The following is a 13,215-nucleotide window of genomic DNA, read 5'->3' as shown; positions in this document are numbered from 1 at the left end:
CCAATTAATAAAATAAGAATTTATAAATCATATTGACTTATGAATAATTTTCAAGATTTGGTAACAAATCGTCGGAGTATTCGTAAATTTACAGATGAACCATTGAAAGCTCAGCAAGTAGAGACTATTCTCAAAGCTGGGCTAAAGTCACCTTCATCAAAGAGTAAAAACCCTTGGCAGTTTCTATTAGTTGAAGATAAAGAAATGCTAAGAAAGCTATCGCTATGCAAAAAATCGGGAAGTAAACCGATAGAAGGTTGTGCCTTAGCTATTATAGTTATGGCAGATCCATTAACAAGCGACGTGTGGATAGAAGATGCGTCTATCGCTTCCATTATGATGCAGTTACAAGCGGAAGATTTGGGATTGGGAAGTTGTTGGATACAAATCAGAGAGCGATATACAGAGGAGGAGGAAGCTTCTAATGACTATATCAAGAGCTTATTTAATATCCCGATACAGCTGCAAGTTCTTTCTGTTATAATATTTGGAAATAAAGCACAAGAGTGCTCCCCTATAGACGATGAAAAATTACAATGGGAAAAAGTACATATCGGAAATTTTAATATAAATCAAATAATAGAATAGCTACTTATGGCAACTAATAGCAAGTCAAACGACCGTTTGTCGTATGGGATAACCATACTTATCTTCGGTATTTTATTTATGCTGGACAAGTTAGACGTATTAAGTAAAATCCCTTATGCTGACAGACTAATAGGAGTAGGTTCTTTTTTGCTTATAGCAGGGATTGTGTTTTTATTCACTCAACCTAAGAGAGTTTTAGGTTGGATATTCCTAGGTATAGGAGTACTGCTTAATGCTGATACGTTCTTTGGCTGGATGCATAATTATTCTAATCTTATTGTTCCGGGGTTATTGATCGTTGCCGGAGTAGCAATGGTATTGAGTGCCAAAAAGAAGAACTAATGAAAGTAGTATTGATAGGAGCAGGCAATGTTGCGACACAATTTGCAAAAGAGCTGTACAGCGAATCTTTTGATATTGTACAAGTCTATAGCCGAACATTAGCTTCTGCCTTCGCTTTAGCCAAGGAAGTGGATGCTGCACCTATTACAGATATATCATTAGCCGTCTGCGATGCTGACTTATATATATTTTCGGTAAAAGATTCTGTTTTAGAAGAATTGATTGCTAGTTTCCCATCAAATAATGGCTTATGGGTACATACAGCCGGTAGCATGTCTATAAATGTCTTTAAAGGATATACTTCTCGATATGGAGTACTGTATCCGTTTCAAACATTTAGTAAAGAGAGAAAAGTTGACTGGGCGGACATTCCAGTATTTCTGGAGGCTTCGGATGATCAAGCATTGGAACAACTAAAAAGCATTGCATCTCAGTTGTCAACCAAAATAGTAGAATTATCGACAGAAGAACGAAAGTATCTCCACCTTACAGGAGTATTTGCTTGCAACTTTACGAATCATATGTACACCTTATCGAAACAAGTTCTAGCAAGAATAAACTTGCCGTTCGATATCGCCTTGCCGTTGATTGACGAAACTGCATCGAAGGTACATTCTTTATCTCCCGAAGAAGCCCAAACAGGTCCGGCTGTACGCTTCGATGAAAATGTGATGGAGAAGCACCTGTCGCTGATTGATGATGATAAAATAAAACAAATTTATAAACTGATGAGCGAAAGTATTCATCGGTTTGGTAAAAAAGATATATAATGAGTACAATAAATTACGATTTGAAGAAAATAAAAGCATTTATATTTGATGTTGATGGTGTTTTATCTCCCGATTCAATACCTTTGTCTTCAGATGGGTCACCGGTAAGGATGGTAAATATAAAAGATGGGTATGCTATCAACCTTGCAGTAAAAGCCGGCTATAGTGTGGCCATTATCACAGGAGCAGATACAGATAATATTCGTCTTCGCTTCAACAGGTTGGGAGTTAATCATATTTACCTCAAATCGAGAGTTAAGATAAATGACCTCAACGACTATATGGAAAAAACAGGCTATAAAGCCGAAGAGATAATATATGCAGGCGACGACTTGCCAGACTATCAGGTAATGCAGGCTGTAGGGTTGGCTGTAGCCCCCGCAAATGCTGCGCCTGAGATAAAAAGTGTAGCCCAATATATTTCGCATAAAAATGGCGGAGATGGTGTTGCCCGTGATGTCATAGAGCAAGTGATGAAAGCACAAGGTAAATGGATGACACCCGAAATGCTAAGTTCGACAGCCGTATTCTAAAAACATAAAAAATAAAAATGCATAAATCAGGATTTGTAAATATAGTAGGCAACCCCAATGTAGGTAAATCGACGTTGATGAACCTGTTGGTAGGTGAAAAAGTATCAATTATTACTTCTAAAGCTCAGACCACTCGTCATCGTATTTTAGGAATAGTGAATACCGATGAATATCAGATTGTTTATTCTGATACTCCGGGTGTTTTGCGTCCCAATTACAAGTTACAGGAGTCGATGCTTAACTTCTCGGAATCTGCATTAAGTGATGCTGATGTCTTACTATATATGACTGATGTTGTCGAGAAAATAGACAAAAACGAAGAGTTTCTAAAGAAAGTACAAGGTGTAGAAGCTCCTGTTTTGCTTTTGATTAATAAAATAGATCAAACAAATCAGAAAGAATTGGAAGCTTTGGTCTTGCGGTGGAAAGAACTACTTCCGAATGCGGAAATATATCCGATTTCTGCATTAAACAAGTTTAACTCAGATGTGGTCAAGAAACGGATTATAGACCTTATCCCCGAATCACCACCCTATTTTGAGAAAGATGCATTAACCGATCGTCCTGCCCGATTCTTTGTAACAGAGATTATTCGTGAGAAAATTCTTCTTTATTACCAAAAGGAAATTCCATATTCGGTAGAAGTCGTTGTTGAAGAGTTTAAAGAAGAAAAAGATATAATAAATATAAGAGCTCTTATCATTGTAGAGCGTGACACACAAAAAGGAATTGTTATCGGACATCAAGGTGCAGCCTTGAAGAAACTGGGTACAATGGCACGGAAAGATATTGAGCGATTTTTTGATAAAAAAGTATTCTTGCAAATATTCGTCAAGGTAGAAAAAGATTGGCGAAGCAGGGATAACATACTTCGCCAATTCGGATATCGTTTAGATTGATATATTATTTTTCCTCTATCGTAAATCCTACAGTTTTCAGGTCATTCCAATAATTTGGATATGACTTGGTAACTACATTCGGATGAGCCATATTGATATGCCCCATTTTTATTGCAGCCGGAGCAAAAGCCATCGCCATGCGATGATCTTCGTATGTACGGATAACAGCTTCTGTTTCTGGCTCGCATCTCTCACCATTCCATTCGAGAATACTGTTTTGACTGTCATAAATAAGATATCCCAGCTTTTTCATTTCAGCCTTTAATGCTTCTATGCGGTCTGTTTCTTTTATCTTTAGGCTTTGTAATCCTGTAAACATAAAAGGAATATTCATCATACAACAAGTTACAACAAAGGTTTGTGCCAAATCGGGCTCATTCACAAAATTATGAAACATCTTCTTTGTTATTCTGTCCGACTTAGTCAATATTACTCCGTTTTCAGTGAATTCGGTATTAACACCTAAGTCCAAAAACAGCTCGGATACTTTAGAGTCACCTTGCATACTTTCTTTGAACAATCCTTTCAGTTCTATATGCGCGCTATCTGTTAACGCAGCCATTTCGTACCAATATGAAGCAGCAGACCAATCAGACTCTACTACATAATGAGTGGGCCTGTATTCTTGAGGATGGATACGGATTATTTTATCTTCCCAGTGTGCCTTTACTCCAAACTGAGCCATCATTCCCAATGTCATTTTTATATACGGGATGGATATAATATCTCCTTCTAAATGGATTGTCAACCCTTTACTCATTGTAGGGGCAATCATCAGAAGTGCCGATATAAACTGAGAACTGACATCTCCCGACAAATATATGTCACCACCATCGAGTGCCGTACCCTTTATCTTTAGCGGAGGATATCCAATATTCGCAATATATGAAATGCGGGCTCCTAATGACGTCAGGGCTTCTACTAGAATATTAATAGGACGTTCCTGCATGCGCTCTGTGCCTGTTATTATCCATTCTCCGGGTGTTATAGCTAACAATGCTGTAAGGAAACGCATAGATGTGCCGGCAGCCTTTACATCAATCAGGCTACTGCCTGAACGGAAGGCCTCTATCATTACTTGCGTATCATCACAGTCGGAAAGATTTTCCAGAGTTGAAGCATTTAAACTTAGACCGTTCAGAATAAGAGCTCTGTTGCTTATACTTTTAGATGCAGGCAGTGCTATTGTTGAATTTATGGCCTTTGGAGCCATTATTTTATATTGCATGATATAATTATTTATCTATACGAAATTAAAGTAAAAACCCATAAAGATCAAATTTTTAAACATGGATTAAGCATTTTCTACGAATAAAAATATTTTGATTTTTATGAGCTTTTACAATCTATATATTTTATCAGAATGTTATCATCCTGTGTTTCGCATTCCGGCGGCAATACCCGATATTGTGATCATCAGTGCCAGTTCCAGTTCGGGAGAATGCTCACTGTCTTGTCTCGAACGATGAAGCAATTCTACCTGCAACAGATTCAACGGATTGGTATATATATTTCGCATTGCAATATTCTCTGCTATATCGGGTAGGCTCTCCATCAAGTATTCATCCTGAGATATTCTCAATGTAGATTTTATTGCACCCTCTAACTGTGCTCTAAGCCTTTTTCCTAAATCTTGCAACCTGTCTTCCACTAACCGTTCGTCATAATATGCCGATATACGAGGGTCTGCTTTGGCAAATACCATTTCCAACATATTAATCCTTGTTCCGAAGAAAGGCCAATCTTTGTACATGGTTTTTAATATCTCTACATTCCCTTCATCTATAACTTGCTGAAGAGCCTCTCCTGCGCCAAGCCATGCCGGAAGCATTAACCTGTTTTGAGTCCATCCAAATATCCAAGGAATAGCACGCAAACTTTCAACCCCACCATTGGGACGACGTTTTGCAGGTCGTGATCCTAATGGCAAACGAGCAAGCTCGGCCTCAGGAGTTGCCTGATAAAAATACGGTATAAAATCAGGATTTCTGTGTACTGTATCTTGATATATAGTACAAGAAATATCGGACATCTTATTCATAAGGTCTCTCCACTCCTGTTTTGGTGCAGGTGGCGGAAGTAAGTTAGCTTCTAAGATTGCATCAGTATATAAAGCCAGCGTTTTTATAGCCAGATCGGGTATACCTAATTTGAAGCGGATCATTTCGCCCTGTTCTGTTACACGCAAACCACCCTTTAATGAGCCCGGAGGCTGAGAGAAAAGAGCAACTTTGGCAGGTCCTCCTCCACGTCCGACAGTACCACCACGTCCATGGAATAAGGTCAAGCATACTCCCGCTTCTTGACAGCTTTTGATCAATGCTTCTTGTGCACTGTATTGTGCCCATCCGGCAGCAATAGATCCTGCGTCTTTGGCTGAGTCAGAGTAACCGATCATTATCATTTGTTTGCTCTTGATAACGCCTCTGTACCAACTAATATTAAACAATTGCTGCATAATACCATTGGCATTATTGAGGTCATTCAGTGTTTCAAACAATGGTGTTACGGGTAATATATAAGGACACTCAGCTTCTTTCAACAACAAATAAACCGCCAATATATCGGACGGAGTACGTGTCATCGATATAATGTAGGTAGGTATTACCCCTTCAGGAGTCTCTGCAATAACTTTGCATGTTTGCAGCACTTCTTTCGTTTGAGGACTTGGCTCCCAATTTTTTGGAACCAAAGGACGTTTAGAATTCAGCTCTCTGATAAGAAAAGCTTGCTTCTCATCTTCCGACCATGTTTCATAATCTCCTAATCCTAAATAACGAGTAATCTCTGAAATTGTCTCAGTATGAATTGTACTTTCCTGACGAACATCTATTTGTACAAGAGTAAGCCCAAAACATTTAACCCTGCGCATGGTATCCAATAACTTATCATCGGCTATAATATCCATCTTGCAAGCCACTAACGACTTATAAGATTCATGCAAAGGTTCCCATAATTGCTCATTATAGTAGAGAATATCCTCAGTAAGTTCAGGATTTTTACCTGCTATACGGGCATCAAGGTAAGCTATAGTATTACGAAGCTGTGTACGCAACTTTTTCATTAGCTCACGATACGGCTCTTGTACTTCATAGTTTCCTATGTAGTTTCTGAATTCGAGCGTACAGGTTGCCATTGATAGTTCTTTCACCAGTATTTCTATATCTGATAAGAAGAGAGTTGCAGCACGGCGGCGGCTATCAAGCAGTACATCATGTGTAACTTTAGCTGTCACATTAGGATTCCCGTCACGGTCACCGCCCATCCATGATGAAAAATGTATAGGACGTGCATCGATCGGAATACGATATGCGAGTGTATTTCTTATTTGCTCGTCCAGTTCACGAATGTAAGCAGGTACAGCAGCCCAAAGGCTATTCTCTACTACATCGTATCCCCATTTTGCTTCTTCGTTGGGGGTAGGACGATTCTGACGTATTTCATCTGTATACCAATATTGAGCGATCAGTTGTTTGAGCCTGCGCAATATTTGTACTTTCTGATGTTCGATCAAATCATCGTGATCCAGTAGCTTGAGGCATTGATCTACTTGGTTCAAATTATTGATCAACGAGCGTCTATTTATTTCTGTAGGGTGAGCGGTTAAAACCAAATCGATAGATATATCTTCTATAGCTTTGATTATATCGCTATCGCTATAGTTAGCGGCTTTAAGCTTTTCATATACTGCAGAAAAATTCACCGGATTCTCAGCCCCTTGTGCATGGGGAGAGATACTATTATATTGTTCTGCCGTATTTGTAAGGTTAAGAAACTGGTTGAAAGAACGTGCTACAGGCAAGAACTCCTCATCCCTAAGATTTTGCAATGTCTTAACCAACGATTTATGTGCTTCAATGTCACCCGAGTGTGATGCTTTAGATAGCCTGCGGATTGTTTCTATGAGGTCGACCATATCTTGCCCTTTCGCCTCATTGATCGTTTTTCCGAGCAAGTGGCCAAGCATCTTGATATTGTCGTGCATCAAGGATTGTTGCATATTGTTCATAGGTTTATTCTAATTATTAGTTGTATTTTTCTCCGTTATAATATTTAACGCCATACATTATCAAAAGTTTAAGTAAGCGTTGAGTAGTCAGGCAAATTTTATCGAAGAAAGAGACGAGCTAATACTTAACTCATCTCTACTCCACTTAATCATTATTTATCATTGTAAACAACTCTTCTGCTGCCAATTGAGGTCCATCCTTAGTATGTCCGTCAATAGCAAGCGAGGTGTATATCTCTCCTATTTTTACACCATTGTTATTCATATCATTAAAGAATTCTTTAATCAGCTTGCCTGCAAGCTCCTTTTCTTGTACAGGCCCAAAAGGATTGGCAAAATAGGATGTTACCAAACCATTCTCGGTAGTAGTACCTTTTGCTTTGCGGGCTCCGGCTTCGAATATTTTAATCGCTTCGTCGAGATTATCAAAAAACTCAATCTTCTGAGCAGATTCTGTATAGTTATTCGCATACAAGATATAATCTACTTTATATCCTTTAGATATAACATCGTATGTTGCAGCAGGAATCGTAATGCGAGCATTTATTTTGTCAGGATTAGAATAGATGCCTCTCTCTAACTGCTGGAATGCATACATAGGGTCAAGGTCATCGATACGGACAAATGCTCCGATTTCGGTTCCATACCCCTTAATCGTACCATCTTCTTCTTTTTTGAGGTAACCCATATCATCAAATACGATACGCATATGACGTATATATTTCTCGTTAAGCGTACGGAAAGCTTCCAAACTTTCAGATTTTCCGGCACCACTATCTCCTATAATAACGATATTGGCTTCTGTACCATTCTTGAGCAATATGTTTACCATAGCTCCGTGTAACGGCAATCGGCCTTGCTCCATTTGCTTCACGTTATGAAGTGTAAGAAGCATTTTTTTCATATAGCCAAAATAGTCGATATCGTCGCAATGATTAGCGTAACCGATAAGAATATCATTTTTCTTATCCTTATAGTAGAAAGTACGTTTCTCTTCTATTCCATCAGGATATCCGAACACATATATTATATCCGGTTTTTTACCGATATATTCACTGGCTTTGGCTAGTTCAAAAAGGTTAGATAATGCAAATCCGTGAACCATATAATCCTTGTGGAAATAAACAAAGGTCAGCATATTCCCTACTTTAGCAGGAAATAAGAACCAGTCATCTTCATTCAGAATAATATTTTCTACCGGATTTGTTGTATGTTCTTGAAAAATGCCGTCGCGTGTGTTTCTTTTTGTATATGAAATAAACGGTGGTTTAAACATAACAGAAGTAATGAACGGAATAGAAGTCAACCCATTGTATTCTATTGGGCAGTTCCAAGTAATGTCACTAAGAGTTAACCCTGCATTTGCCCCCGCTGTAAGCTGGCGATACACAAGATGCTGATACCCCATTACAGTTTCCTGAATGCGGCGGTAAATGGAAAGTACCAACTCATTGAACAACTCGTTGGCATGTAAAAAACGCACACTTTGCAGCCCGCTGCTGATGGAATTGTTATGCACTATAGTATAACGTTCCATTCTACGCCAGAAGCCATAGAGAAGCTCTATAAGCTCTATAAATAAGTCTTTATCGTTAAAGAAGATAGCATACTTGTTATGTACGTTTTGCACCTCATCGGGATTACATACAGTAAGTAGCTTAAATGCTTCTATCAATGTTTTTTGAAATTCTTCGTCAGTCTTGAATTCTTTGATATAATAATCGTAGATAATGACATCATTCTTTTTCAATCTTTGTATAAAAGCTTCAATAACCCGATGAAAACCGTAACTATTTAATATTTTTTGCCTCGTGTCGCAAAACTTAAGAGTGAAGTTGATAATCGCCTTTCCTTCGCCTAAAGTAAACTCTTGTAACATGTTTAATTTTATTTATTATAGTTATTATTTCTATTCGGTTCGATATCGATTTGCAATCTCCTATCTCCATTTGTGACAGGAGATTGCAAACTTCAATACTTGATTTGAAAACATTCAAATTGCGTTGTTTTCCAACATCAAATTTAAGGAAACTTACCTATACAATTAAACGAATTAAAGACTAAATTTATAATAAATTGTAAATTAAAAATAAGTTTTTGCTATTACCTTGTATTGGTGTTGCTTATAAATACTTTATTTTTTGTCTTTTATGAATTTAGGATTAACATCAAAGGCAAAAAAGTAAGTATTTGTTTCGCTTAAACACTTAGGACAAAGGCAGTCACTATAGTTATCTTTTATATAATCGCGTACCCCTGAAACTAAAGAAACTCTACGGCAGCTACACAATTCTACACGGTCTTCTCTACAGCTGAAAGCGGCCGAACATCTTTGACATATCTTTTTCATTGTTGTAAGTTTTTATTGTTATTGAATATATAATAAGATCAGGGAGAAAGTTTATTTAAAATATACAACCTCATTTGCAGATACCGAAATATGACATTGCAAGAGATGATAGTATAAATACTTCAACCAAAATCAATTTTTTATAATCAGAGAAAAATCTCTTGAACTTTCTATCTTTTTTCGCGAAAGATGAAATTTATTTTTTGGCAGGTCTTCTGACTTACTTCCGTTTTATACGACCTTCCCGTTTATGAAAAACAGTGGCTTTGAGGATTTGTATAAACGTTTAGCGAAGCTTACAGCAGCGCGACTGTTCAGGATTTACACCTGATTCCCTTTTCATTATATATCCAAGACTTCGAATATATAACACCAATTATGGTAACAAAGATATAGAATTATAAATAAGAACAAATATAAATAAGGAAGTTTTTGCTGGTATAATGAATTACTATTTCATAAGAGTGTGTTCTGCAAGGAATAAGTTTCGAACTATAATTTGTGCTCAATCTTCTAAATCCCAATCATCAAAGAAAGAGTAATCTTCTGTAAACTGATCCAATTCACGACGATCTTTTTTTGTTGGTCGCCCTGTTCCTCTAGCTCTATCTACAAAACCGCTCACCTTAGACATTTCTAATATTTCAAGTTGAGATGCAGATGTCACATCTTTCATAAATTCAGGCACAAGCTTGGCTCCCATTCTGTTTTCCGAAAGGTTGAGGACTTCAAAGGAATAAGTAACCGGAGGACGGCGCACTTCTATCACATCGCCCACCTTAATTGATCGAGAGGGTTTTATAGTAACTCCTTTGATGGAGATACGTCCTTTTTTACATGCTTCTATTGCTATAGAACGAGTTTTGAAAAGACGAACAGCCCACAGCCATTTGTCTATACGTACTTCGTTTTTGGGTTCTTTCATAATAGAATCAGAATTTTGCCAATATGTCCGCAAACAAGACCGGCTTCACATCATTTATCAAAGTTATATATTAGATACGAAAGAATGCGTTTCTAACTTCTTTGGTTTTATTTATTATTGTATTGGTTCATGGTGTTGTTGATACCTGCCAGACAAAAGCTTTTGATTATTTCGCCACAGGTCTCCAGTTTCACAGGAAGCTCTTTTTCCTCTTCGTCACTGAAATTATCGAGCACATAGCCGACTTGACCTCCCCGAGAAAATTCGTTACCTATACCAAAGCGTAGGCGGGCATAATCTTGTGTTCCTAGGACAGATTGTATATTACCCAGTCCGTTATGTCCGGCACTACTACCTTTTCCTTTGAGGCGTAAAGACCCAAAAGGTAAAGCAAGATCATCTACAACTACTAAAAGATTCTCAATCGGTATCTTTTCTTGGTTTAGCCAATAACGAACAGCATTTCCGCTAAGATTCATAAAAGTAGATGGCTTTAGCAGAATAAGAGTACGTCCTTTGACCTTTAGTTCAGATACAAAGCCATAACGCCTGTCAGCAAAAACAATATTGGACGCTTTAGCTAAAGCGTCCAATACTCTGAATCCTATATTGTGGCGGGTATATTCGTATTCTCTACCAATATTACCGAGGCCGGCAATCAAGTATTTCATTCAATATATCCTATTATTAGCCGTTTTTAGCAGCAAGACCTCTTGCAGCACGAGTCAATTGAACGCGACAAACAACAGCATTTTTAGCATTTAACAGTTCAAGTCCTTCGAAGTGTAGTTCACCTACCTGGATAGATTTTCCAAGAGCAAGGCTTGTTACGTCAACGTGTACTTTCTCAGGGATCTTATCGTAAAGAGCTTTTACTTTAATCTTACGCAGGTCAAGTGAAAGTTTACCCCCTGCTTTTACACCTTCTGCTAGTCCGTCCAAAATAACAGGAACGTCCATTACAATCGGTTTGCCTTCAAATACATGAAGGAAGTCAAGGTGCAAGATAGCATCTGTTACCGGGTGTACCTGTACATCTTTCAATATAGCTTTATAGCTGTCTTTTCCTATTGTTAGGTTTACAAGGAAAATCTCAGGAGTATAAACGAGTTTGCGAACATCGCTGTTTGTAACAGTAAAAGCAATTGCTTCAGTTTGATCTCCACCATAAATTACAGCAGGGATTTTGTCTTCTTTACGAAATGCTTTTGTCGCTTTTTTGCCAAGATCTGTTCTGGCTTCTCCTTTTAATTCAAACGTTTTCATCTTTTAATTTTAAATTGTGTTACTCAAATTAAGGATTGCTTCCTTATTCCCATCACACGTACGGGCTTATAAAAGCGGTGCAAAGATAAATATTTTACATCTTTTTTCCTAATGTTTATGAAAGTAATATTTTGCAGAAGACTACAATGTGCAAATATTAAATGGAAAGAGCCCATTGAAAGTAACCTATCAGGCATATCACTATTGAGATAAAGACAAAAAGAGGCTGTACGCAACGAACAGCCTCTTCACAATATCATAGAAAAAAATTTATCCCTTCAAATAATTTACAATCCAGTCGCCTACTTGCGATGTAGAATAAGCTTTTCCTTCTTTCGATGCAATATCCTCAGTTACTACTCCTGCATCCATAGATGCATTAACAGCATCACGAATCAGCTTACCTTCTTCTTTCAGTTCAAATGCATATTCGAACATCATTGCTGCCGAAAGAATAGTGGCTAATGGATTTGCGATATTTTTGCCTGCTGCCTGAGGATATGAGCCATGTATCGGTTCAAACACAGATGTGTGAATACCAATAGATGCCGATGGCAACATACCTAACGATCCGGTAATCACAGAGGCCTCATCGGTAAGGATATCTCCAAACAAGTTTTCTGTAACAAGTACATCAAAACGCTTAGGCCATTGAATAATCTGCATAGCAGCATTGTCTACAAACATATATTCGGTTTCCACATCAGGATATTGTTTTTCAATTTCCTGAGCAACCTGTCTCCATAGACGAGAAGTAGCCAATACATTCGCTTTATCTACTACTGTCACTTTTTTGCGACGCATCTGAGCATATTTATATGAAAGATGAAGTATACGCTCTACTTCTTCACGAGTGTAAACGCAAGTATCATAAGCAGTATCTCCGTCTTCGCTACGTCCTTGTGGGCGACCAAAATACATACCTCCCGTTAATTCACGCACACACATAAAATCAGCACCGTCTACCAAATCGGAACGAAGGGGCGATTTATGTACTAGTGTGGGAAATGTACTTACAGGGCGAAGGTTAGCATACAATCCCAACTTTTTGCGCATAGCCAAAAGCCCTTGTTCGGGACGTACTTTTGCTGAAGGGTTGTTGTCATATTTAGGATCTCCGATTGCACCAAACAGCACAGCATCAGAAGCCATACACAATTCGTGCGTTCCATCAGGATATGGATTGCCTACCTGATCGATTGCCGAAGCTCCAACAATACCATATTCATAAGAAAGTTCGTGACCAAATTTTTCACAAACTACTTCTGTCACTCTCAATGCCTGTTCTATAATTTCAGGTCCTATTCCGTCTCCAGGGAGCACTGCAATGTTTAATTTCATCAATCTATATTTTAAAATTGTAATTATTTTTGAATCTGTCTACTCTTATATTTTCCTAAAAAAGTACCTGCGTAATTTCAAATCTATTAAAGATACGATAAAAGGAATAAAGAAAAGAGGCATATGAAACAGATATACTATCTTGTAGCAAGCATCTGGTATTGAAATATATGTCCCATAGCAACACATATT

General features: G+C 37.8%; 13 protein-coding genes and 1 riboswitch. Of the genes, 5 read left to right on the top strand and 8 right to left on the bottom strand.

What is annotated here, in order from left to right; all coding sequences use genetic code 11:
• Positions 1-39: 39 nt before the first annotated feature.
• From E4T88_RS08885 to era, 5 genes are read left to right on the top strand one after another with little or no spacing between them, the layout of a single operon-like run.
• Positions 40-588: a nitroreductase family protein gene (locus E4T88_RS08885; RefSeq protein ID WP_135105093.1), complete on the top strand. Its 549-nt coding sequence runs from the start codon at positions 40-42 to the stop codon at positions 586-588.
• Between the two features lie 6 nt (positions 589-594).
• Entirely contained in the window at positions 595-930 is a 336-nt protein-coding gene (locus tag E4T88_RS08880) for a LiaF transmembrane domain-containing protein (protein ID WP_135105092.1), read from the top strand.
• Complete coding sequence (locus tag E4T88_RS08875; RefSeq protein WP_135105091.1) at positions 930-1,700, top strand: Rossmann-like and DUF2520 domain-containing protein; 771 nt, start codon at positions 930-932, stop codon at positions 1,698-1,700. Before E4T88_RS08880 ends, E4T88_RS08875 begins: the two co-directional genes overlap by 1 nt.
• The gene (locus E4T88_RS08870; RefSeq protein WP_135105090.1) at positions 1,700-2,233 is read left to right on the top strand and encodes a KdsC family phosphatase; all 534 of its coding nucleotides are present in this window, start codon (positions 1,700-1,702) and stop codon (positions 2,231-2,233) included. The genes E4T88_RS08875 and E4T88_RS08870 overlap by 1 nt, the downstream gene beginning before the upstream one ends.
• Before the next feature lie 17 nt (positions 2,234-2,250).
• Positions 2,251-3,132, top strand: coding sequence for a GTPase Era (gene era, locus E4T88_RS08865; RefSeq protein WP_135105089.1), 882 nt, complete (start codon positions 2,251-2,253; stop codon positions 3,130-3,132).
• Between the two features lie 4 nt (positions 3,133-3,136).
• Here era and E4T88_RS08860 read toward each other — a convergent pair whose 3' ends face one another.
• The 8 genes from E4T88_RS08860 to leuB all read right to left on the bottom strand — a co-directional run bounded on the left by E4T88_RS08860 (position 3,137) and on the right by leuB (position 13,023).
• On the bottom strand, positions 3,137-4,360 hold the full coding sequence (locus E4T88_RS08860) for a 3-phosphoshikimate 1-carboxyvinyltransferase (RefSeq protein WP_135105088.1): 1,224 nt from the start codon (positions 4,358-4,360) through the stop codon (positions 3,137-3,139).
• Positions 4,361-4,501: 141 nt separating this feature from the next.
• Positions 4,502-7,141, bottom strand: coding sequence for a phosphoenolpyruvate carboxylase (ppc, locus tag E4T88_RS08855; RefSeq protein ID WP_228093840.1), 2,640 nt, complete (start codon positions 7,139-7,141; stop codon positions 4,502-4,504).
• Between the two features lie 145 nt (positions 7,142-7,286).
• Positions 7,287-9,020 carry a phosphoenolpyruvate carboxykinase (ATP) gene (locus tag E4T88_RS08850; RefSeq protein WP_135105087.1) on the bottom strand — a complete coding sequence of 578 codons (1,734 nt, stop codon included), beginning with the start codon at positions 9,018-9,020 and terminating at the stop codon, positions 7,287-7,289.
• A gap of 255 nt (positions 9,021-9,275) precedes the next feature.
• Complete coding sequence (locus E4T88_RS08845; RefSeq protein ID WP_135105086.1) at positions 9,276-9,491, bottom strand: cysteine-rich CWC family protein; 216 nt, start codon at positions 9,489-9,491, stop codon at positions 9,276-9,278.
• Between the two features lie 188 nt (positions 9,492-9,679).
• Positions 9,680-9,883, bottom strand: a riboswitch (cobalamin riboswitch).
• Positions 9,884-9,996: 113 nt separating this feature from the next.
• Complete coding sequence (locus E4T88_RS08840; protein WP_135105085.1) at positions 9,997-10,416, bottom strand: RNA-binding S4 domain-containing protein; 420 nt, start codon at positions 10,414-10,416, stop codon at positions 9,997-9,999.
• Between the two features lie 107 nt (positions 10,417-10,523).
• Entirely contained in the window at positions 10,524-11,087 is a 564-nt protein-coding gene (gene pth / locus E4T88_RS08835; RefSeq protein ID WP_135105084.1) for an aminoacyl-tRNA hydrolase, read from the bottom strand.
• 16 nt (positions 11,088-11,103) lie between these two features.
• Entirely contained in the window at positions 11,104-11,682 is a 579-nt protein-coding gene (locus E4T88_RS08830) for a 50S ribosomal protein L25/general stress protein Ctc (protein ID WP_135105083.1), read from the bottom strand.
• 270 nt (positions 11,683-11,952) lie between these two features.
• Complete coding sequence (gene leuB, locus E4T88_RS08825; RefSeq protein WP_135105082.1) at positions 11,953-13,023, bottom strand: 3-isopropylmalate dehydrogenase; 1,071 nt, start codon at positions 13,021-13,023, stop codon at positions 11,953-11,955.
• Positions 13,024-13,215: the final 192 nt, after the last annotated feature.

The sequence above is a fragment of the Dysgonomonas mossii genome, assembly GCF_004569505.1.
Classification (GTDB): Bacteria; Bacteroidota; Bacteroidia; order Bacteroidales; family Dysgonomonadaceae; genus Dysgonomonas.
The sequence above is the reverse complement of the archived record's forward strand: the minus strand, read 5'-3'. Positions and strand labels throughout refer to the sequence as shown.

What these genes read in the sequence shown, in the direction of transcription:
- E4T88_RS08885 (WP_135105093.1), top strand. Translation starts at nt 40, where the DNA reads ATGAATAATTTTCAAGATTTGGTAACAAATCGTCGGAGTATTCGTAAA.
- E4T88_RS08880 (WP_135105092.1), top strand. Translation starts at nt 595, where the DNA reads ATGGCAACTAATAGCAAGTCAAACGACCGTTTGTCGTATGGGATAACC.
- E4T88_RS08875 (WP_135105091.1), top strand. Translation starts at nt 930, where the DNA reads ATGAAAGTAGTATTGATAGGAGCAGGCAATGTTGCGACACAATTTGCA.
- E4T88_RS08870 (WP_135105090.1), top strand. Translation starts at nt 1,700, where the DNA reads ATGAGTACAATAAATTACGATTTGAAGAAAATAAAAGCATTTATATTT.
- era (WP_135105089.1), top strand. Translation starts at nt 2,251, where the DNA reads ATGCATAAATCAGGATTTGTAAATATAGTAGGCAACCCCAATGTAGGT.
- E4T88_RS08860 (WP_135105088.1), bottom strand. Translation starts at nt 4,360, where the DNA reads ATGCAATATAAAATAATGGCTCCAAAGGCCATAAATTCAACAATAGCA.
- ppc (WP_228093840.1), bottom strand. Translation starts at nt 7,141, where the DNA reads ATGAACAATATGCAACAATCCTTGATGCACGACAATATCAAGATGCTT.
- E4T88_RS08850 (WP_135105087.1), bottom strand. Translation starts at nt 9,020, where the DNA reads ATGTTACAAGAGTTTACTTTAGGCGAAGGAAAGGCGATTATCAACTTC.
- E4T88_RS08845 (WP_135105086.1), bottom strand. Translation starts at nt 9,491, where the DNA reads ATGAAAAAGATATGTCAAAGATGTTCGGCCGCTTTCAGCTGTAGAGAA.
- E4T88_RS08840 (WP_135105085.1), bottom strand. Translation starts at nt 10,416, where the DNA reads ATGAAAGAACCCAAAAACGAAGTACGTATAGACAAATGGCTGTGGGCT.
- pth (WP_135105084.1), bottom strand. Translation starts at nt 11,087, where the DNA reads ATGAAATACTTGATTGCCGGCCTCGGTAATATTGGTAGAGAATACGAA.
- E4T88_RS08830 (WP_135105083.1), bottom strand. Translation starts at nt 11,682, where the DNA reads ATGAAAACGTTTGAATTAAAAGGAGAAGCCAGAACAGATCTTGGCAAA.
- leuB (WP_135105082.1), bottom strand. Translation starts at nt 13,023, where the DNA reads ATGAAATTAAACATTGCAGTGCTCCCTGGAGACGGAATAGGACCTGAA.